This window comes from Blautia stercoris (genome assembly GCF_054657695.1).
In genome coordinates this window covers 683,795-706,016 of record NZ_BAAHYF010000001.1, presented here as the reverse complement: position 1 = coordinate 706,016, position 22,222 = coordinate 683,795, and the positions used below count along the sequence as shown (strand labels likewise).

Sequence of the window (22,222 nt, the reverse complement as noted above, 5' to 3'; positions counted from 1 at the left end):
TTGGAAGAGAAGTACTCTCAGTTCTGAATTGTTGATATGATGAAAAGAAAAATACTTTGTTTGACAAACAATTGAATAATGGGCTTGTAACAATCAATAAACCAGTAGCCTATGGCGAGTATACACGATATCTTGTAGATATAGAGCGAGAGTTTTAAACTTTTGTAAAGAGGCTTTGACATCAAATTATTGTCGATACTGGAAATATAAGGATAGCAGTCTTTTGGAATGTTAAGGTAAAATGTTGTATGATGGTAAAAAGATGATATTCTAAATCAATAGGTAAGTTTATAATGAACAAGTGAAATTATACGGAAGAACCAGAAAAGCAGTACTGGAAACAATTCACATTTGCAAAGACGAGGATGTATTAGCAGAGTATCTAAAAGACCGAGAAAAGGAGGTCGTAGATATTATGATGACATTATTTGAGCAGGAATATGCTGTTGAAAGATATGGCGATGAAAAAAGAGTCGAAGGAAGGACAGAGGGAGAGTTGAATAAAGCAAAAGAAATGGCTTTTTCACTTTTTCAGATGGGAGTGCCGATTGAGAAGATTGCAGAAGCAGCCAAACTTGATGTTGGACTTGTGAAGAACTGGTTGATAGAAAGCGGTACAGTAGGAGCGAAAAATAAATAGGGTGAGAAAAAAATACACCATGATATCAAGTTTTTGAAGATATTGTGGTGTATTTTTAAATTGCCACGATTGGGACAATATGAAAAAAATAAGGAAGTTTAAGAATTCCTGTCCTGATTTAAAAAATATTAAAAAAAACGTTAAAAAACAATATTTTATAAATAAACTAATGTTTTTTTAAATTGTTCAGATTTTATTGTTTTTTAAAAAGCAGTGTGCTATCATGATTAATTGATATAGAATTGGTATGTAGAACAGGATGAATTATGCCCTTAGTGCAATAGTAACCATTACCGTAAAAAGAACAGATGGTACAAAATTACAGATGATAATGGTGTGGGAAGGAGATATTTCAGCGGTTGACTATCGGTCAAAATCACACTATTTAAAGTAGTAACAAAAGAATAAGCAGAGGGGATGAGTAAATAGGAGATATTTATTTATTCCCTTTTTTTGATTTTATGAAAGAATTTGAGAGTTAGAGATTTTTTCCTGGAGTTAAAAAGAGAAACGGAAAGATAAAAGGAGGTGACAGCCCATGTCCATGGAGACTCTGAATGTTATCCAGTTTATAGAACTTTTAATAGGATTTCTTGGATTTACAGTTGGATTACCTGCTCTTGTTTTTTATAAAAAAGTGAAGCATTTTCAGGCGTCGGTTCGTTTTTTGATTTATTTTGTTATAGGAAATTTTTATATTATCAATTTAGTTCAGGTGTTGGAACTCGTATATGTTTCGTATCGAATTACATTAATATTGTTTACAATACTTCCGGTTATAATTGCAGTTATAAAAATTTACAAAATTCCAGTCTGGTCTTATATAAAAAAAATAGGAAGCGAGCTTCATCATTATATTTTGCGGGAATTAGGCTTTCGTAGTTTTTTAAGACGCAGACTGAAAGAAGTGTGTAAAGCTTTCAAATTTTTGCTTCATCAGGCGGTACGTTTATTAAAAGAGCTATGGCTGGATCTTCCGTTTTTATGTATTTTGATTTATCTTATCTGGAAAATCTGTGGAGACGGAATCTTAAATAACTGGGGGTATGGCGCTTCTGATGTTACGGTGCATAACTACTGGATTAATGGATTAGTTGAAAATAAATTATATATTGCCGGAATTTACCCAATGGGGATGCACTGTATGTTGTATTATCTGGCAACCGTTTTAAATATTCCTGTTTATGTGACGCTGCGTCTGTTCTGGCTGGTTCAGTACAGCATGATTGTATTTATGTTGTTATTGTTTTTAAAAGGATGCTGTAAAACAAAATTTCTCCCGTATTTGGGAGCGATTGGCTTTGTGGGATTAAAATATTTCATGGAAATTTCTTACTCCCGATTTGAGGCAACACTTCCACAGGAATTTGGAATGTTATATATTCTTCCTGCGATTTATTTTTTACTGGAATATTTTAAAACCAGAAAAGCGGAATTGGAGAATGGAGAAAATAGAATCCGATGCCGTTCCTCCTGGAATCTGCTTGGTTTTTCAATGAATTTTTCTCTGACGTTATCGTCGCACTTTTATGATTCGATTATTGCCGGAATTATCTGCGTGGGAATTGCAATTGGATATAGTGCATGGATTTGGAGAAAAGGATATTTGTTCCGAATTATAGTTTCCGGAGTACTTGGAGTGTTAATGGCACTGCTTCCGATGGCAGTTGCATTTTTGACAGGGAAAGAACTTCAGGGTTCAATGTACTGGGCAATGAGCATTATAGGGTTAAAGAAATATACGGTACTTGTGTTTAGAATTCTTTGTTTTGCTGTAGTTGCAACAACAATTGTGGGTATCGTTTTTTTAATTAGGGGAATTAAAAAAAAGACAATTTCTTTTACGGAAAACAGACCAATCCATACAGAGGCAAAAGTGCTTTTAATTATTTTTAAATTATTTGGAGTATTGCTTTTAGCAGTTCTGTTGTTTCTTGGATGGAGAGAAAAAGAAATTGTTTTTTGGGGATTCAGCCAGTATGTATTTGATTTAACAGATTTTAATTGGATGATATATGCAGTTGGAATTGCAGTGATAGTTGGAATTGTACAGAGTTATCTTATGAAAAATATGGAGGGCGCTGCTCTCTTATCTCTGTTATCAGCGGAAGTAATGCTGGGAATAATTCTGGTAAGTGATAAGTTAGGATTGCCGGTTTTAATGGAAAATTATAGAGTTTGTGTTTATTTTTCTTATTTAATTCCAGCTGTATTTATTTTGGCATTGGACAATTTGATAGGAAGTTTGTGTTTCAACCGTTTGATGAAAATTCAAAAAGTAATAGCATTTGGTATGGTGATTATTTTATTAGGATATGGTGCAAAAGAGGGATGGGTGAAAGAATCTTTTGGTGGTGGAGATTTGGAAATGAATGAAGCGATTCTTTGTACCACGAATATTTTAAAAGAGAATAAAGGGAAAAATGATACTTGGACTATTGTTTCAGAAAATGATGAATTGCAAATGGTAGAGCTTTATGGTCGTCATGCAGAAATCATTACTTTTTTAGAACAGATGGAACACTGGAATCAGACAAAGGAAATTCTGATACCTACAGAAAGGGTTTATTTTTATATAGAGAAAAAGCCATTAAATTATGCAGATGAGTATGAAGGAAAAATTCCGGAAATCTCAGAAAAACAGGCTAAGAAAGCACTTCCGGAAAGTACAGGAATGAATGCTTATAGTGGTACAAATCGTTCGATTACGATGTCCAGAATGTACTACTGGGCACAGGAATTTCAGAAACTCTATCCAAATGAATTCAAAGTTTATTTTGAAGATGAAAATTTTGTTTGTTACTATATTGAACAGAATGTCTATCGCTTGTATAATTTTGCAATTGATTATGGATATAATTAAAAGAATCCGGAGATAAAGGGGTAAAAATAAAAAAACAAAAGAAAATGGAGTAAAGAATGGATATTATGCTTGTTGGTGGAGCTTCACCACTGATGAAAAAACTTTCTTTAAAATTACATAAAGAGGGACATCGGATTTTTGTTTTATCGGGAAGCCGAGACCCGCAGAATCATTATGAACATGTATTTGAGCGTTATGATTTTTCTTATGACAGAGCATCCGTAGAAGAGGTGTTTCGCAGTGTAAATCCGGATGTGACAATTTTGATGGGAGCTTATGACTCAAATTATCCGGGAAGGGATTTTAGAAGAGAAGCTGTAGCGTATTCGGCAGGACTTCAGAATCTTTTGCTTTCGTGGTCTGCCTTAAAAAAAAGCAGATTGATTTATCTTTCTTCCGTAGAAGTTTATGGAGGGAGATATCCGAGTGCCGTTTCCGAACAGGATAAGCCAAGACCGAGAGGCGTTCGACCGCGTATGCTCTATCAGGGAGAAGAAAGCTGTCGTTTTTATCAGGAAGAACTGTCAATGGATGTTGTGATTCTGAGACTGGACTGGCTGCATGACGTTTCCTGTAGTATGAAAGAGGCATTAAGCAGTATCTGTGGAAGAAAATGTCTGGATGCCTTTCGAGATGGTTCTGTTTCTTATCGAAGAAATTATGCCTATGCGCTGACTTATATGGGAGATGCAGTAGAGAGTATTTATAAAGTTGTGGCATGCAAAGAACATCAGGAATCGTTATATCATATTTCTTCATCGGAGGCATATTCCGAACATGATATTGTAAAAAAAGTCGGAGAAGTGCTTGGAGAGAAGATAGAACAGATTGATAATACCGTGGGAGAGCAGCATCAGCTTATTTTATCCAATGAACGTTTTAAGACTGAGTTTGGATTTAAGGTCTGGTGCAGACCGGAAGAGACAATAGAAAAAACGCTTCGGTATATGAAACAGCACGGCAATAAATTCTTAGATGCAGACCATCCCGGAATGGATATCTGGCATAAATTGTATTATGCCATGACAAGTACACTGGGAGCATTAGTTCCGTATCTTGAAAATCTAATCCTATTTATTCCGTTTTTTATGTTAAATAATCGTGCAACGGACAGTCAGTATTTTTCAAAGATTGATTTTTATTTGTTATATGTATTGTTATTTGCGGTTGTATATGGACAGCGTCAGGCAACCTTTTCCGGACTTTTGGCAATCGCAGGTTATCTGTTTCGACAGATGTATACCCGCTCCGGACTTGCGGTTGTAACGGATTATAATACTTATATATGGATTGCGGAAATCTTTATTGTTGGTCTTGTAGTTGGATATATGAAAGACAGCCTGCTGTTTTTAAAAGAAGAAAAAGAACAGGAAGTTGGTTTTTTATCGGAGCAGGTCACGGATATCGGTGACATTAATGACAGTAATCTCAGGGTAAAAGAGGGATTAATTGATCAGGTGATTAATTATGATAACAGTCTGGGTACGGTATATGATGCAACGGAACAGCTGGAACAGGAACAGTCGGTTGAAATTTTCTTTTGTGCGTTAAATATGATTCAGAAGCTGATGGATTGTCCGGATGTTGCAATTTATCGTGTTAACAAAGAAAAGTATGCGAGACTCTTTGCTTATAGTTCTGCAAAAGCAGCTTCTATGGGAAGTACCGTTTATCTGCCGGATAAGAAACCTCTGGATGAGGCATGTAATGAGAACAGGGTTTATATTAACCGTTCCATGGAAAAAGAGTATCCAATGATGGCATATAATGTGGAATCAGAAGAACAGATGGAGATTCTGATTATGTTATGGAGTATTCCTTTTGAACGAATGACCATCAATGAAGCAAACAGGCTGATTGTAATCGGAAAACTGATTCAGACTTCTGTCAGAAGAGCGGACCGTTATCTGGAAGCATTGTCAGAAGAACGTTATCATAGCGAAAGTCAGATCTTGAAAGCTTCAGCTTTTGAGGAATTAGTAGGAGCATATCGAAAGGCCAGTAAAGAAAAACTGACAGAATATGTACTGCTTCAGATTGAAGTGGAGGGCAAAAATGAAAAAGAAACCGTGGATAAATGTACTTTGCTGCTTCGGGAATCGGATTATATTGGAAATCTTTCGGACGGAAAGTTGTACTTGTTATTAACAAATACCGATTTGAATGGCTGTAGTTTTGTACAAAATAAATTAAAACAAAATGGGGTTGCCTCCAGCATTAGCGAGGAGGGAGGATTATGATGCACGCTAGCTATTGGTTTCTAATTTTGTTGATTTTAAATACGTTAACTGCATTGCTTTATTTAATCTGGTATCTGTTTTTTAAACAGGATAAAGATAACCGAATCCAGTATATCATGCATACGATAGTGATGATAATGTGTCCTTTAGTAGGTCCGTTGTATTTTCTGCTTGGATTTTTAAAGTATCATTTTATGAAATTGGGAGAAAGAGATTTATCAGATGTAGAGTTTGCAAAAAAAAGACATGTTTCCCGTGTAAAAGCAGATGAGGAAAGAGAGCGAAATATTGTGCCGATTGAAGAGGCTATTTCCATTTCAGATCAGGAGAAAAAACGAGAAAATATGTTGAATGTTTTATTAGGGGAAACAGATAATTCTCTGGCCTCTATTTCAGTTGCTTTAGACAGTGATGACTCTGAGGTGGCGCATTATGCGGCATCTTTCCTGCAAAGTAAAATGGATGAATTCAGAGAGCATGTAAGACAGGCAAAATTAAGTATTTCATCAAAGGACATAAAAGACGAGGAATGTCAGGAAGAAATAAAAATCTTGGTTGGATACATGAATCATACGCTGAAGCAGAATATTTTGACGAGCATAGAACAGGAAGATTATGTGCATCAGATGGAAGCATTATGTGAACAGCTCTATGAAAATGCAAGGGAAAAGTTAGAAGTAACTGATTATAGTTTTCTGCTTCAAAGATTAATCGAACAGAAATTTTATGAAGAAGCTGAGAAGTGGGCAGAACGGTTTATGACACAGTATCCGGATGAATTGAAACCGTATACGCTGTGTATGAAATTATATTTTGAAACGGAACAAAAAGAAAAATTCTTTGAAGTATTAGATAAATTACGGGCTTCTTCGATTGTTATTGATAATCAGACACTGGAATTAATTCGTATTGTACAAAGATAAGGAGGAAAAGAAATGCTTTCAAAACGAAATTTTGGAATGATGATGACGATTATCCTGGTAATATTAATCCTTTTCCTCTCATCGGCGGTATTAAGAGAGTATTTTAATGATTATAATGAGAATCATTCGGCAGATTCTGAATGGGTAAAACGGTCAGAAGAAACCAAAGAAACCAAGGACAGCAAAAACAGCGAAAAAAACTGGCATATCATTTATATCGGAAAACAGGATACAGGATATTATGAGTCCATTCAGGAGTGGTGTACGTATCGAAAAGCAGAATTTGAAGAATATTCTGAAACAAAAAAAGCATTAAAAAAAGCAGAGGCTTATGAAAAAAAAAATACGTATCTTTTAATTAGTGGCAGTGTTCTCGAGAAAGATACAGAAACAGTTTCCGATAGTTTGACTTCTTATGTGGAAGCAGGTGGAAAAATAATTTTTTGTTCTCTTCCGGATTATTTGGTGATTGCAAAATCAGAAACGTTAAAAAATCTTTTAGGGATTCAGCAGTTAAGAGCAAAAATGGTAACGCTTCAGGAAATCTGGTTGTATGGTGGATTTTTGCTTGGCGGAGAAACCTGTTATTCCTTTGATGAACTTCAAGACCCAGACAAAATTGATATGGAACGAGAGATTCCATGGTATGATATTTCTTCCCGGACGAAAACATATATGGTGGGCTTTATCAAAGCAGAAGAGCAGACAAAGCAGGAGCTTCATAATGAAGACATGCCAGCAATTATCTGGAGATGTAATACAGGAGAAGGTTCGGTCTTTGCAGTAAATGGCGATTATATGGAGGGAAAATCGACACTGGGAATATTAGATGCCATGGTTTATGAATCACAGAATTATGCACTTTATAATGTGGTCAATGCGCAAAATCTTTCGCTTACCGGCTTTCCGGATTTGACTAAAGAAAATGAAAAAAAATTTACAGAAGTATATGGATTTGATTCAAAACAGTTTTGTCAGAATATTGTCTGGCCTGCTTTGATATCTGTAGCTCAAGATGGAGATTGGAAGATAACCGCTTATTTGGCAACTAAACAGGATAATGATTCCAAAGAGGATGCGGATGTAAAATCCCTGGTTGATTATTTGAAATATTTCAACGAAGAATCGGCAGAAGCGGGAATATCGCTTGGAAGGATGAATGATACAGATATTCAAAAATCACTGGAAGCAGATAAACAGGAAATAGAAAAACAGGATATTACGTATCCATTTTCGGGTGCTTACATTCGAAGTGAAAATGAAGAACAGTTATCAAAGTTAGTAAAAAATGAAAAATTAAAAATATTTTCAGATGTTCGTACGATTTGTAAAGAGTACGATGAAGAACAGCCGGTTTTTTCCTGGCTGACAGACTGGATTACAACACAGGCAATTACAATGAATGGATATCAATATACATATAAAGATGACTTTCGTTTAAAAAGCATTCAGACCACACTGGGTTATTCTAATGTACAGGTGGATCTGTATCAGTTAATCTGGCCCCAAGAGAGAGAAGATGAGTGGGAAGTAGTTTCTGAAAAACTGGCTTCTAATATTAGCACGTACTGGAATCCATTTTCTGTATTTGAAAAAACAGCGATTACAGAGAGTGACACCAGAGTCCGCAGATTCTTAAATGAAAGTGTGACAAGCAGCAGAAAGGCAGATAAGATTTCTATAAAAGTAGAAAATTTTAATGAGGATGCCTGGATGATGCTGCGGACACATGGAGAAAAAATAGAATCCATGAAGAATGGAAGCTGGGAAAAGATAGAAGACGATGCCTATTTACTGCATCTTACTTCAAGTCAGGCAACGGTAACACTGAAATCGGATACAGAACTTTATTACAGTGAAAAATAAAGGAGATAAACAATGCGAATCTGTTTTATTGCAGAAGGATGTTACCCTTATGTGGTAGGCGGGGTATCCAGCTGGGTACACAGTATGATAAAAAATTTTCCAAATCAGGAGTTTATCCTGCTCACGATTGTAGCAAATCGGGATGCAAGCGGAAAGTTTGCTTATGAACTGCCGGAGAATGTAACGGAGGTTCATGAAGTTTATTTGGAAGATGTGGATTGGGGAAGTGTCAATAGACATAATAAGACAAGATTAAATAAAAAGGAATATCAAGCACTTAGAAGTTTGATTTTGAATCATGAAGTAGAATGGGACAATGTTTTTGAATTTTTCCATAAAAAGAATATTTCCTTGAATCAGCTTCTTATGGGGGAAGACTTTTATCATGCAGTGTTAGATGCGTACAATCTTCAGTATCCGGAGATTGTATTTTCAGATTTTTTATGGACGATGCGTTCCATGTATCTTCCGTTATTCTTTTGCCTGATGACAGAAATCCCCAAAGCGGATGTGTATCATGCGGTGGCAACCGGATATGCAGGGGTTCTTGGAAGTATGGGAAAATATTTTCGTTCAGGTCAGCTTATTATTTCAGAACATGGAATCTATACCAGAGAACGAGAAGAAGAACTGATAAAAGCAGAGTGGGTACAGAAAGTTTATAAAAAAATCTGGATTCAGCAGTTTCGTAAGATGTCAAAAGTTTCCTATGAGAGAGCGGATATTGTGACAAGTCTTTATCAGCATGCACAGGAATTGCAGATTGAACTTGGCTGTCCAAAGGAAAAAACAATTGTGACGCCAAATGGAATTAATTATGAGCGGTTTAAAGAATTATCACAGTGTCCGCCGGAACAAAAAGAGTATATTCATATTGGAGCGGTACTTCGAGTGACTCCGATTAAAGATGTAAAAACGATGATTCAGGCATTTGGATATGCAAAAAAGAGAGAGCCAAAACTAAAACTATGGATTATGGGACCATATAATGAAGACCCTGATTATGCGGCAGAGTGTTTTCGGATGGTAGAGACAATGAAGATACAGGACGTAGAGTTTACGGGAAGGATACAGGTTACAGATTACTTAGGCTGGATGGATGTTACTATTCTTACCAGTATCAGTGAAGGACAGCCGCTTACGATATTAGAAAGTTATGCAGCCCATGTTCCGGTGATTGCCACAGACGTCGGAAACTGCAGGGGATTAATTGAGGGAGAAGAGGATGATTTTGGAAGGGCAGGAATCATTACCCATATCATGAATGTAGGAGAAATTGCGGAAGCCATGGTGTATATGGCAAGAAATTCGGAAGAAAGAAAGGCAATGGGAGAAGCTGGTTATAAACGGCTGATGAAACGATATAAAATCGAAGATATGAAACAAAAATATGAAGAAATTTATAAAGAGTGTGCCGAACGCCGGAACTTAGAATGGGAAGAATAACTTTTAAGATTTGAGAGTACATACAGAAAAAAGGAGAAAACAATGGCAGGAATAGGAGTAAAGTTAAACCGTATTTATCAAAAAAATACGATTACAACAAATATTGTGGGATTTTTCTATAGTATGACTATGACAATTGCACCGGTATTAGTTGTAATTATTAACCTGATGCTGATGCAGAAAGTATTAAAATTTAATACTGTTCGTTATATTGATCGTGAATTGTTTTCCTGTACGGTGCTTTATGTTTTTATTTTCTCTCTGCTTACAACTTCGCCATTTAATGCGGTATTATCCAGATATATGTCAGATGCAATCTTTGAAGAACGGTATGAAGATGTGCTTCCATGCCATCGAATCGGTCTGTTGATCAATATCTGTTTTAGCTGTCTGTTTGCAATTCCGTTTTGTTTGTGGGAACATTTCGTTGGAAAAGTGCCGGTGTATTATGTGTTTACAGGATATTGCTGTTTTGTTTCTCTGGTGCTTGTCTTGTATAATATGTTATATTTGTCTATTTGTAAGGAGTATCGATTGATTTCTTTGCATTTTGCACTTGGAATGATTGTTTCTTTTTTGTTATCTTTATTCTTTCGATATATCTGTAAAATGAGTATTCCTTATAGTATGCTTTTGTCACTTGCAATTGGATTTTTTGTGACCGCAGTGTTTGAATGGGCAAAAGTTCATCAGTTTTTTCCGGATAACAGTGAAGAATACAGGCGGGTATTTGTCTATTTTAAGAGGTACTGGCATTTGATTTTAATCAATTTTTTATATACCCTGGGATTGTTTATTCATAATTTTGTATTTTGGAGAACCGATATGGCAATGCATCTGGTAAAAACATTTGTGTGCAATCAGCCTTATGATATGGCAACCTGTCTTGCAATGTTCACGAATTTATCGGCGAGTGTTATCTTTATATCAAGGGTAGAGATGTATTTCCATGAGCGTTATAAAGCGTATGCTGATGCAGTGTTCGGAGGGCGTGGTCTTGATATTCAAAATACAAGAAAGCGAATGTTTCGTCAGCTTGGCAGTGAACTGATGACCTTGATTCGACTGCAGTTTATTATTTCAGTTGTTATTTATCTGATTTTTGTAATCTTTCTTCCGAGAATGGGATATGCAGGATTGGTTATGCGAATTTATCCGATGGTAGCAGCAGGATATTTTATTTTATTTTTAATGTATTCAGAAATTATTTTCTTATATTATTTTGAAGATTTACAGGGCGCATTGGTTACGGCACTTAGTTTTTGCGGAGTAACGTTTCTTGCAAGTTTAATTGCAGTTCATCTTCCGGCAGTTTTTTTTGGAGTTGGAATCTGGACAGGTTCAGTAGTAGGATTTACCGTTGCCTATATGAGACTGCGCTGGATGGAAACACATATTGACGAGCACATGTTTTGCAGGGGAAATCTGATAAAAAGAGGAAAAGGAATCAAACCATCTGCAAAAGTGTTTGATATACGAGAATTAAAAAAAGAGCCGGAGGACGAAGAATGAGATGAAAAAAATATTATTTGTGATTAACACGATGGGCTATGGAGGTGCAGAGAGGGCATTATTAAATCTGATGTCCGTACTGGAAAAACAGACTTATGAAGTTTCATTGTTTGTGCTTACAGGTCAGGGAGAACTGATTCATCAGATACCGGATTCAGTGACACTCTTAAACAAAAATTATAAAGATGTCTCTGTTTTGACCTCGAAAGGTCGTATGGAATTAATGAAAACGATTTTAAGAGCTGGAATCTTAAAAGGAGCATTTTTTCGCAGGTTTTCTTATCTGATAAAAAATAGTGTAAACATGAAACAGCAGGGGCGTTTTTTACCAGATAAACTTTTGTGGAGAATATTAGCGGACGGAGCACCGACGATGCCAAAAGAATATGATTTAGCAGTTGCATATTTAGAAGGCGGAGCGACGTACTATGTGGCAGACAGAGTGAAAGCAAAGAAGAAAGCAGCGTTTATACATATTGATTATAAGAAAGCCGGATATGGCGAAAATCTGGATTTGGGCTGTTATGAAAAGATAGACCGTATTTTTACGGTATCAGATGAAGTGAAAGAACATTTTTTAGAGGTTTATCCCAAGTATCAAAACAAGGTGTCGGTTTTTCACAATCTGTTAGATATGGATAATGTAAGAATAATGGCAGAAAAGCCAGGAGGATTTCAAGATGATTTTAAGGGAATCCGTCTTTTGACAGTGGGAAGGCTTGTAGCACAAAAAAGATATGATATGGTGATTCAAACGATGATACTCTTGAAACAAAAAAGTAAGAAACCCATTCGGTGGTATATCATGGGGGAGGGAGAACTTCGTACAAGACTGGAACAGCAGATTTCGGAGAATCATTTAACGGAAGATGTGATTCTTTTAGGAGTAAAAGAAAATCCGTTTCCCTATTATAAGCAGTGTGATATTTATGTTCATGCAACCGGATATGAGGGCAAAAGTATTGCAATTCAGGAAGCACAGATTCTAAAAAAACCAATTTTGGCAACGGACTGTAGCGGAAATCGGGAGCAGATTGAGCAGGGAATAGATGGAAGATTATGTATACTTACTCCGGAAAGTATTAGTAATGAAATTTTATGGATGATAGAACATCCAAAGGAATGTCAAAGTTATGGAGAGAAGGCAGAGAAAAAAGTATTACAGAGTAATAGAGGATTAGATGAATTTTTAAATTGGATGAAGTAGTTTTGGTTATTTACGAATGAGGGAAAAAGATGAGGACATTAGTGTTAATACCAGCATACAATGAGGAAAAAAATTTAGAACGAGTGATAGAAAATTTAAAGAAAAAAGCTCCGCAGTTTGATTATATCATAATAAATGATGGGTCCACAGACCATACCGAAAAATTATGCAGGAAAAAACAGTATCATTATATCAGCCTTCCTGTAAATTTAGGATTGACCGGAGCAATGCAGACAGGGATGAAGTATGCAAAAGAAAAGAACTATGATATGGCAATTCAGTTTGATGCGGATGGACAGCATTTGCCGGAATACATACAAAAAATGGTGGACTGCATGGAGAAAACAAACTGCGATGTTGTGATTGCATCGAGGTTCTATGGAGGAAAAATGCCGCTTCGAATGAGAACAGCCGGTGCAAGATTGATTACAGCTGCCATTCGCCTGACAACAAAAAAATATATTTCCGACCCGACAAGCGGAATGAGACTGTATAATAGAACCATAATTGAACAGTTTGTAAAAGATGCAAATAACTCTCCGGAACCGGATACGCTTTCTTACTTAATCCGGCTTGGTGCAGATGTCAGAGAAGTGAGAGTAAAAATGGCAGAACGAACAGAAGGAAAAAGTTATTTAACACCGGTTAATGCATCGAAATATATGATGCAGATGCTGATGTCAATTTGCATCTTTCAGTGGTTTCGGGATAGAAAGGCGGTATTATAAGATGGGAATTTTAAGCTGGAAGTTTCGAATTGTATTGTTTTTGGGAAGCGTTGTTGTGTTTTTATTGATTGCCCGTTTCGTAAGAAAACAGAGAATTCAAGTGAAAGATGGAATTTTTTGGATTTTATTTAGTGTTATATTAATTATATTTTCAATTTTTCCAAGGCTTGCGATATGGGCTTCTTATTTAACCGGAGTACAGTCACCGGCAAACTGTGTTTTTATGCTTATTATTTTTACATTAGGATGTCACCAGTTCTTTTTATCAATTAAAGTTTCTCAGCTTACCATCAAAAACAGTGAGCTGATACAGGACATTGCAATTTATCGGACATTAGAAGGTGAGGAGAAGAGAGCAAATGGAGAGGAAAATTCATAAAAAAAAGATTTGCTTTTTTTCAGGAGACATTACAAGAAGTGGTGGAACGGAAAGGGTATCGGTACAGCTTGCAAATGAACTGGCGAAAGAAAAAGAATATGAAATCTGTTTTTTAAGCCTGGTAGAACAGGCAGACAAGCCTTTTTATGAAATAACGAATGATATAAAAAGATATTCTCTTGGAACACACTGGATTAATCCGGGACCTGGATATCTGCCTTTGATTGGAAAGTTAAAAAGATTTTTAAAAGCACAGGAAATAGATATTATAATAGATATTGATATTGTGTTGGATGTACTGTCGATTCCTGCTGCAAAAAGATTGAAGACAAAAGTGATTTCATGGGAACATTTTAACTGCGAATTTGAACAGAGTGTGCTGTATCGAAAATGGATTTCAAGATTGTCGGCAAAGAAAGCAGATTATATTGTAACGCTTACAGAACAGGATAAACAGAGTTATGGAAAACTTCTAAAAAGAACTTCAGATATTGAAACTGTCTATAATCCTTTTTCTCAGGTGGAATTAAATGAAAATATAAGACGGGAAAACTGGATTGTGACAGTAGGAAGATTAACCTATCAAAAAGGAACAGATTATTTGGCAGAAGTAGCAAAAGAGGTATTAAAACAAAATAAAGACTGGAAATGGATTGTTTTGGGAGATGGGGAAGAAAGAAAAAAACTTGAAACCATAACTAAAGAGAATGATTTAGAAAAACAATTGTTTTTAAAAGGTAGAGTAGAAAATGTAGAATGGTATTTAAATCGTGCAAAATTATTTGTTTTGACATCAAGATATGAAGGACTTCCATTATGTTTGATTGAAGCAATGCAGATGAATGTTCCTTGTGTGAGTTTTGATGTTAAAACAGGACCTTCGGATATTATAGAAAACAATGTAAATGGAATTTTGATTTCAAGTTTTGAAATTGAAAAAATGATAAAAGAAATTAATGCTCTTTTAAAAAATAAATGTAGACTTCAAAGTATGTCTAAGAATACAAGAGATAATTTTGAACGTTTTGAAATGGAAAATATTATTAAAAAATGGAAAAATATATTTGAAAGATTAGAAAAATAGAGGAAAAGAAAATGGCACAGGTAAGTATTATTGTACCGGTATATCAGATAGAAAAATATATCCGAAAGTGTATTGAAAGTATACAGTCACAGACATTTTCTGATTTTGAATTGATTTTGGTTGACGATGGTTCTAAGGATGCGTCTGGAAGTATTTGTGATGAATATGCAAAGAAAGACAATAGGATAAAAGTAATTCATAAGAAAAATGAGGGAGTAGCATCGGCAAGAAATGAAGGGATTAAACTTTCAAAAGGGAAATATGTCTGTTTTATAGATGGAGATGATTGGATTGAAAAATTTATGATCGAAAATTGTATTAATAGAATTTTAGATACAGAAGCTGATGTGATTTTTCATGGTTACAAACAGGAATTATGGAAAAGCAAAGCTGTAGTAAGTATGGAAGAAAAAAATATTTTGAATTCTTTTGATACCTTAACACATAGTGAAATGTCTGAAAAAATGGAGCAACTTTGGCCATATTGTAGCAGTTATGTATGGAGTTATTTTTTTACCAGAAAAATAATTAAAGAGGAGCGTTTTCCAAATGTAAAGATTTCAGAGGACCATATATTTATATTAAATGTATTAAAAAAATGTGATAAAATTTCTTTTTTAAATGATTTTTCTTATCATTACTGTATGAGAATGGGTTCTTCTGCAAATAGATGGAATGATACAGGATTGTTTTGTCAAATAAAGATGATAGAAACTTGTCATGAGTTTATGGAATCCTTTAGTATTTCTGAACAAAGGAAAAAAAAGTTGATGGCGCAGATAACTTTAAGCGCTTATTCTTATGCAATTTATACATTTTGTTTTCCAGAATGTAAAATTTCAGTAAAAGAGAAAATGAGACAATTAAAAAAAATGAAGAAGCAGTTAAATCTAAATGAATTTATTCCTTATGTAGAAATGAAAGGTTTGTCGTTTTCTGAAAAAATAAAAACCAAGATGATTTGTAACAAAATGGAAATATTATTAGTTTTAGCAGGTCCGATATTTATGAAAGTAGTGCGCAGGGCATAAAGTTAATAATAATAGAACAGAAATATAGGATTATTGAAATTGAAGGAGATTATTCAAATGAAGAAAATTTGTGTTATTATGGGCGGAGTTCTGCCAGTTCGGATTAAATGCAATTTCTGTGCGTGAAAAAAGTTCAATTCCTATTTTACAAGAAATGACCAATAAGCCAATACAGGTAGTAGTAGACCCTGTACTGTTATTACAAAAAAAGAATGGGAGCAAGTTGCACGAGTTCCGCAAATAAAACAACTATACTTAGTATGCTATTTATTGGAAGATAATATAGCACAAAGAAAAGCAGTGGAAAAATTAGCAAAGCGATTAAAGTTAAAAATATTAACATTTCCACACATTTTGTGTAATGTAGTTCGAAAATGCGATTTGTTTTTTGGTGACATTCATGATTATACTTCCGGTCCTCGTGAGTTTATCGGGTTAATTCAAAATGCCGAGCTTATAGTTACAGATTCTTTTCATGCATCAGTTTTTTCGATGATATTTGAAACACTGTTTTATGTTTTTAAACGAGATAAGGCAGATGCAAAAAACAGTACCAATCGACGAATTTATGATTTCTTAAAAGAGTATCAGTTAGTATCAGAAGAGAGTTTGGCAGAGGTAAATAAGATTCCAGAAGTTGATTTTAAATATGCTCATCAGCATTGGGAAAAAAGACGAGAAGAATCTTTGGAATATCTGGAACATGCATTAGGAGTTAAGAGGAGAAAACACAGGTGAAAAATCAATTAAAGGCGGGAGTTATTTTTTCTTATATATCAACAGGAATTACAGTACTCATACAATTAATTTACTTACCGATTATGATTCGGATATTAGGACAAAGTGAATATGGTCTTTATTCCGTGGTATCAGGGGTAGTTAGTTATCTGAGTTTGTTCAGTCTTGGATTTTCAGGGGCATATTTAAGGTTTTTTTCAAGATTTAAATACCAGGATGATAAAAAGAAGCTTGCTTCTTTAAATGGAATGTTTATTATACTTTTTTGTGTTTTGGCATTCATTGCACTTGTTTCTGGAATTATTCTTAGCTTTTTTCCTCGTCAGATTTTTGGCTCTAAATTATCAGATGCTGAGCTGATAAAAGCAAGAATATTGATGGTGATATTGGTTTTTAGCATGGCAATAGTACTTGTTAGTAGTATTTTTGAAGCAATCACAAGAGCATATGAGCAATATATATTCCAGCAGGCTGTTTATTTAATGGTAGTAGTAGTTAATCCGTTTTTATGTTTGCCTTTACTTTTAATGGGATATAGAAGTGTTATGATTGTGCTTGTTGGAGCAGTGATTAGTATAGGGCGGCTGGTTGCTAATGTTTGGTTTTGTGTGTTTAAACTGAAGATTCCGATCTCTTTTCACAACTTTGAATTTAAATTGCTAAAGGAAATTAGTGCATTTAGCTTTTTTTTATTGTTAAACATGTTGATTGAACAAGTTAATTGGAATGTGGATAAATTAATTTTAAGTCATACAAGCGGAACAAAAGAAGTTGCGGTTTACGGTGTGGCATCACAGATTAATGGGTTATTTATTAACTTTTCCACGACTATTTCATCTGTGTTTTCGCCTAAAATTAATCGGATTGTGGCAGAAGAAAGGGAAAATTATCAAAAGAAATTTACAAAATTAATGGTTAAGATAGGCAGAATCCAATGGTTGTTATTGGGACTGCTTACAACAGGATTTATTGTATTTGGAAAATACTTTATTGTACATATTTATGCCGGTAAAGGATATGAGAAATCATATATCACTTCATTATGTCTGGTGGTACCGGCACTCATACAATTAATTCAAAATGTTGGGGTTGAAATGCAACGAGCGTTAAATAAACATCAGTTTTGTTCAATCATTTATTTTGTAATGGCAATCATAAATGGAGCTATTAGTATTCCGTTGGCAAATAAATTTGGAGCTGTCGGTGCAGCGATGGGAACAATGATTAGTTTAGTAATATCAGATGGGATAATTATGAATGTATTCTATCATAAAATTCTGAAAATCAATATTAAATTATTTTGGAAAGAGATTATGAGTACATTAAAAGGATTTGCAGTTCCAGTGATATCAGGAATACTGATTATGAAATACATAAAATTTAGCAGTATTATGGAATATTTAGTAGTTGGTGGAGTATATGTAGTTGTTTACAGTATATCTATTTGGAAGATGAGTTGTAATGAAGAAGAAAGAAAAATGGTTTTAGGATTAATAAATAAATTTTAAATGCAGATTTACGATGCTGAAATTGAAAGGAAGATTGATGAAAGAAGAAAATGGAAGAATGGATTAATACTCCATTCTTCCCAGCAACAGTCCTTCTTCTTGCATGCCCTGCGTATTTGCAAGTGAAATTTGTTTTTCACTTTGTGCATCCGTAATAGAAAGAAAAACCTGATAAGAACCGGACTTAAGACTTTTTCGTGGTAGAGAGACCGAAAGAGTCTTTTTTTGTGTACTTTTTAGTTTACGAAGGTCGTAGTCAATTGGAACAGAAGAGATTTCTCCTGTTTCTGTATTTTTAAACTTCAGTGTAGCATGAAATTCTTTTAAGGCGTTTCCAAATCCGGTATTTTGAAGTCCAATGGAGAGATTTAGCTGAGAGTTTAAAAATCCGGAAGATTTCATTGTGCATTTTGTAACCAGATACCGGTAGCCAAGGTGTGCCTGAATATAGGTATAGCCATCACATCCATAAAAGGCATCGTTTTGATTCCAGGTTGTATTTTTCCACTTATCGAGTACGGTGTTGTCATAGTCTGCATTTAAATAGGAAACATGCATGGTGGTTAAAGACTCAACTGCAGAAGGTAAATCGTTATAAGCGTTGTCAGAAACCACTTCTCCGCCATTTGGAACATATTGGCATAACGTGTTTTGAAATTCTAATTCGTCTTCTCTTGTACCTTTATAAGACGGAGAAGTGGCATCTTTTCTGTTTGTATCTCCATAAGTGCCAAGGTCAGACGCAGATCCTAACATTCCATCATTGTAAAGCCCCAATCTTGCTATAAGATTCCCATTTGCCTGAAAAGCCGGAAATTTTTTCGGAACATCGTATAAATTTGTAATCATACGCCAGTGGGCAGGAGTCCGGACAGATAAATAAATCGAAGAATCAATGGATTCATTTAAGTGATTGATTAGGGTATGAACGGAAGTATCATTCATAAATTCAGACCCATGCATTTCACCCCAGTTTCCGATAAAGATTCCCTGCATCAGATAAACAGAATCAGAGTACCGGTTTACGATTTCACTGACTTGGTCTATGTGGGTAAGGATGGTAGAAAGTGAGTCTGGTTCTGTCGCCTTTGCGATACCATCCAAGTCATAGAGAAAACGAAGAAGAATCTGAGTGTCGGTATTGGACCAGTCTTTGAAAATCTGTTCTAATTGTGAAAGGGCATGTTCACTGATATCGGTATTTTTATAATTTTTTAAATTGATTTCTAGAAGAACCAAAGAATCGGAATACGTGTCAGCGTGTGAGGCAATCGCTTCATCTGTGTCATTTAAAGTATACCCGATGATGTGATAATAACCTTGATAAGGATTTTCTAAGACTTCGTTACTTTCAGAAAATTTTTCAGCGGTAAAAGTGACGGATTGGCGCATACATCGAAGAATCAGAACAAGAATCAAAAGCCCGAATAAGAAAATGAGAAATCTTTGGATTAAATTCATTTTTTCTATTTCCTCCAATTTTTTCGTGTTTTTGATATTCTATCAATTTATGGGAAAAACGTCCAGATAAACTTAGAAAAAATTATTTGGATTTTTGGCATACGGGTGTATAATGGATGAAAATACGAAAGAAAAAATGAAGAAAATGGAAGAAAAACTTAAAAAAATAGTGGAAGAACAAAATCTGGAACAGGAAAATCCAGAGGAACTTGCCCTGCTTTTATGGCAGGTTTTAAAGAAGTATGAACAGGTAGAATTTCAGACGGTGAAAGGACTTGCGTTTACTTATGTAATAAAAGGCAACGAAATGTTTATTGACAGGAAGGAAAAGTCGATTACGAAGTCTTCGGTCTTACTTGCGTTTCAAAATTTGGTTAAGCAAGGAGGCATCATCAGTGGTCCGAAAAAGCTTGGAACATTTGGGGCGAGTTATTTATATCCGATTTTTATGGAATTAGGATGGATTGTGGAGTGACAGGTTTTGTCTATACAGGGAGAAAAAGAAAAGATTTTATTGAATAATCGAGAATAGACGAGAAGAAAGGTTGCAAAATTGGAAACTTATCTGTATAATGTGGTATTGGCTATAAAAATGAAAACAGAAAAGTAGAAAAAGCACGAATACAATAAAGAAATAGCAGGAGATTTACAATGACAACATTAAAAACAAGCTTATTATCCTACAAGAAAACAGAACTGGAATCTTATGCAAAGACATTAGGGATTAAAAGAATTTCTTCTTTAAAAAAAGCAGAAATTGCAGAAAAAGTAGCAGACGAATTATTAAATCCGGAAGTAATGGCAAAACGTCTGGCAATTCTTGATGATGCGCAGATTGCATTGTTTGAAAAAGCAGCAAAGGGTGCTTTTATGGCAACAGAAGCAGAGATGGATACAGCTTATGAAGCCTGTGCACTCGACTACATGCAGGTATCTGAAGAGGGAATGCTTGAGGTTACAGAAGATGTAGCGGAAGCTTATGAAAAAATGGACCAAGAGACATTTGAGAAAAAGAGAAAAGAAGTATCCTGGTTAGCGAAATGTCTTTCTTTTTCAGCAGCCATGTATGGGGTAGCACCGGTTGATACGGTCCGCACAGTCTATGAAAGCCGTCCACATTATCATGCAGATAAAGAAACGTTTATGGCATTATTTGATGAAATCCCTTATGAGATCAATCCATGTGTTATTTCTGAAGATGTCATTATGGACAGAAAATTAATCGCAGGAGATGCCTATGAAGCATTATTAAATGAACAGCAGGGAAAAAAATTCTATGTTCCATCCTGGCAGCAGGTGGAAGAACTTGCTACAAAGGGATGTCTGTTAGATGAAGCTTCTTATAAGAAATTGTTTGCATTTTTCCAGAAAGAATTGGAGCTTGGATATGAGGAGGCAGTAGCCGTAACAGCAGATATCTGGAATCATTTGTCAACAGGACATGGTGATGTTTACGGAAAACTTCAGGAAGTAATCGAAAAATATCATTTCCAGAGTAAGGAAGGTGTAAGAACATTCTCTACACTGCTTCAGGGAGTGGTAAACAGTACCAGAATGATTATTTACAGAGGTCATACTCCAAATGAAATCACAGTAAAGAGACCAAAAAATAATTTCCCGAATTTCCACACCGCACAGCCAAAGAAAAATCAGAAGATTTATCCGAATGATGTATGCCCTTGCGGAAGTGGTAAAAAATACAAAAAATGCTGTGGTAAAAATTAAGAAATAAATTTAAGAAACGAAGCAACAAAAGGAATGCCCGATTACAAAGAAAGAGTGAGGCAATATGAAAAAAAAAGGCTTATTTATTTTACTTGGATTGATTTGTATCGCTGTTGTTGGTGGTTCAGGTGCATTATTTATAACACGCGATAAGACAGGTCCTAAAATTATAGTTTCAGAGGACCGGAAGATAGCCTACAGTACAGATAGTGATAAAACAGTATTGCTTGACGGTGTGACGGCAATCGATGAAAAAGATGGAGATGTTTCGGATTCACTGAGAGTCGAGTCTGTGCGAAACAATGAAGATGGTTCATTAGAGGTGACGTATTCGGCAGTGGATGATTCCAATAATGTAACAAAACTTACCTGTAAGGTGGAAACTCTGAATCAGGAAAATTCAGATGAAGATGCGAAAGAAGAAAATACGGAAGCTTCTGAAGAGAATCAGGAAGAAAATCAAGAGAATACACAGCAGGATGAGGAAGATAAAGAGGCACAAAGTCAAGAAGAAGCAAATCAGGAAGAAGTTGATGATAGCGATTCTGATACAGATGCAGCAATCGCAGCACTTCCGGAGGGAAGTCCACAGCTTCGTCTGTCGACACATCAGGTAGATTTGCAGGTGGGTGCATCTTTTCAATATATGGACTACATAGAAAGTATTTCAGATGATAAAGATGAAACAAATGAGTTATATCGTAAAATTTATCTGACTGGTGAGGTAAATACAAGTCAGGCAGGGAATTATGAGATTTCTTATTATGTTACAGATAGTGATAAGAATCAGTCTAATATAGAAAAATTAACTGTAACGGTTCATGAATAACGAAATGGATTCTCGAAGAATTCACTGTATTTGCATAATGAG

General features: G+C 35.1%; 18 protein-coding genes. 17 read left to right on the top strand and 1 reads right to left on the bottom strand.

Annotation, left to right across the window (positions count from 1 at the left end; all coding sequences use genetic code 11):
* Positions 1 to 415 precede the first annotated feature (415 nt).
* The 14 genes from ACYQ2D_RS03460 to ACYQ2D_RS03395 all read left to right on the top strand — a co-directional run bounded on the left by ACYQ2D_RS03460 (position 416) and on the right by ACYQ2D_RS03395 (position 18,165).
* Complete coding sequence (locus tag ACYQ2D_RS03460; protein WP_459784655.1) at positions 416 to 640, top strand: hypothetical protein; 225 nt, start codon at positions 416 to 418, stop codon at positions 638 to 640.
* A gap of 538 nt (positions 641 to 1,178) precedes the next feature.
* The gene (locus ACYQ2D_RS03455; protein WP_459784654.1) at positions 1,179 to 3,503 is read left to right on the top strand and encodes a hypothetical protein; all 2,325 of its coding nucleotides are present in this window, start codon (positions 1,179 to 1,181) and stop codon (positions 3,501 to 3,503) included.
* Between the two features lie 56 nt (positions 3,504 to 3,559).
* Positions 3,560 to 5,743 carry an NAD-dependent epimerase/dehydratase family protein gene (locus ACYQ2D_RS03450; protein WP_459784653.1) on the top strand — a complete coding sequence of 728 codons (2,184 nt, stop codon included), beginning with the start codon at positions 3,560 to 3,562 and terminating at the stop codon, positions 5,741 to 5,743.
* Positions 5,740 to 6,666 carry a hypothetical protein gene (locus ACYQ2D_RS03445; protein ID WP_459784652.1) on the top strand — a complete coding sequence of 309 codons (927 nt, stop codon included), beginning with the start codon at positions 5,740 to 5,742 and terminating at the stop codon, positions 6,664 to 6,666. The genes ACYQ2D_RS03450 and ACYQ2D_RS03445 overlap by 4 nt, the downstream gene beginning before the upstream one ends.
* Before the next feature lie 12 nt (positions 6,667 to 6,678).
* The gene (locus ACYQ2D_RS03440; RefSeq protein ID WP_459784650.1) at positions 6,679 to 8,532 is read left to right on the top strand and encodes a DUF2194 domain-containing protein; all 1,854 of its coding nucleotides are present in this window, start codon (positions 6,679 to 6,681) and stop codon (positions 8,530 to 8,532) included.
* Positions 8,533 to 8,544: 12 nt separating this feature from the next.
* Positions 8,545 to 9,978 carry a GT4 family glycosyltransferase PelF gene (gene pelF, locus ACYQ2D_RS03435; protein WP_459784649.1) on the top strand — a complete coding sequence of 478 codons (1,434 nt, stop codon included), beginning with the start codon at positions 8,545 to 8,547 and terminating at the stop codon, positions 9,976 to 9,978.
* A 42-nt stretch (positions 9,979 to 10,020) separates the two neighbouring features.
* Complete coding sequence (pelG, locus tag ACYQ2D_RS03430) at positions 10,021 to 11,490, top strand: exopolysaccharide Pel transporter PelG (RefSeq protein ID WP_459784647.1); 1,470 nt, start codon at positions 10,021 to 10,023, stop codon at positions 11,488 to 11,490.
* Position 11,491: 1 nt separating this feature from the next.
* On the top strand, positions 11,492 to 12,697 hold the full coding sequence (locus ACYQ2D_RS03425) for a glycosyltransferase (protein ID WP_459784646.1): 1,206 nt from the start codon (positions 11,492 to 11,494) through the stop codon (positions 12,695 to 12,697).
* Positions 12,698 to 12,726: 29 nt separating this feature from the next.
* The gene (locus ACYQ2D_RS03420) at positions 12,727 to 13,425 is read left to right on the top strand and encodes a glycosyltransferase family 2 protein (RefSeq protein ID WP_022302804.1); all 699 of its coding nucleotides are present in this window, start codon (positions 12,727 to 12,729) and stop codon (positions 13,423 to 13,425) included.
* A 1-nt stretch (position 13,426) separates the two neighbouring features.
* On the top strand, positions 13,427 to 13,804 hold the full coding sequence (locus ACYQ2D_RS03415; protein WP_117456298.1) for a DUF2304 domain-containing protein: 378 nt from the start codon (positions 13,427 to 13,429) through the stop codon (positions 13,802 to 13,804).
* Positions 13,785 to 14,888, top strand: coding sequence for a glycosyltransferase family 4 protein (locus tag ACYQ2D_RS03410; RefSeq protein ID WP_459784644.1), 1,104 nt, complete (start codon positions 13,785 to 13,787; stop codon positions 14,886 to 14,888). The genes ACYQ2D_RS03415 and ACYQ2D_RS03410 overlap by 20 nt, the downstream gene beginning before the upstream one ends.
* Before the next feature lie 11 nt (positions 14,889 to 14,899).
* A complete protein-coding gene (locus ACYQ2D_RS03405; RefSeq protein ID WP_459784643.1) occupies positions 14,900 to 15,919 on the top strand; it encodes a glycosyltransferase family 2 protein in 1,020 nt (339 codons plus the stop codon).
* Positions 15,920 to 16,117: 198 nt separating this feature from the next.
* On the top strand, positions 16,118 to 16,657 hold the full coding sequence (locus ACYQ2D_RS03400; RefSeq protein ID WP_187558321.1) for a polysaccharide pyruvyl transferase family protein: 540 nt from the start codon (positions 16,118 to 16,120) through the stop codon (positions 16,655 to 16,657).
* Entirely contained in the window at positions 16,654 to 18,165 is a 1,512-nt protein-coding gene (locus tag ACYQ2D_RS03395) for a lipopolysaccharide biosynthesis protein (protein ID WP_459784642.1), read from the top strand. Before ACYQ2D_RS03400 ends, ACYQ2D_RS03395 begins: the two co-directional genes overlap by 4 nt.
* 63 nt (positions 18,166 to 18,228) lie before the next feature.
* Here the strand turns inward: ACYQ2D_RS03395 and ACYQ2D_RS03390 are convergent, their stop codons facing one another.
* Positions 18,229 to 19,626, bottom strand: a complete 1,398-nt coding sequence (locus ACYQ2D_RS03390) for a DUF4832 domain-containing protein (protein ID WP_459784641.1) — start codon at positions 19,624 to 19,626, stop codon at positions 18,229 to 18,231.
* Positions 19,627 to 19,738: 112 nt separating this feature from the next.
* Here ACYQ2D_RS03390 and ACYQ2D_RS03385 point away from each other — a divergent pair, with 112 nt between their 5' ends.
* The 3 genes from ACYQ2D_RS03385 (at position 19,739) to ACYQ2D_RS03375 (ending at position 22,180) form a co-directional block, all read left to right on the top strand.
* Positions 19,739 to 20,101, top strand: coding sequence for a hypothetical protein (locus ACYQ2D_RS03385; RefSeq protein WP_459784639.1), 363 nt, complete (start codon positions 19,739 to 19,741; stop codon positions 20,099 to 20,101).
* 176 nt (positions 20,102 to 20,277) lie between these two features.
* Positions 20,278 to 21,351, top strand: a complete 1,074-nt coding sequence (locus ACYQ2D_RS03380; RefSeq protein WP_117456311.1) for an SEC-C metal-binding domain-containing protein — start codon at positions 20,278 to 20,280, stop codon at positions 21,349 to 21,351.
* A gap of 64 nt (positions 21,352 to 21,415) precedes the next feature.
* Positions 21,416 to 22,180, top strand: coding sequence for an immunoglobulin-like domain-containing protein (locus ACYQ2D_RS03375; protein WP_117456312.1), 765 nt, complete (start codon positions 21,416 to 21,418; stop codon positions 22,178 to 22,180).
* Positions 22,181 to 22,222: the final 42 nt, after the last annotated feature.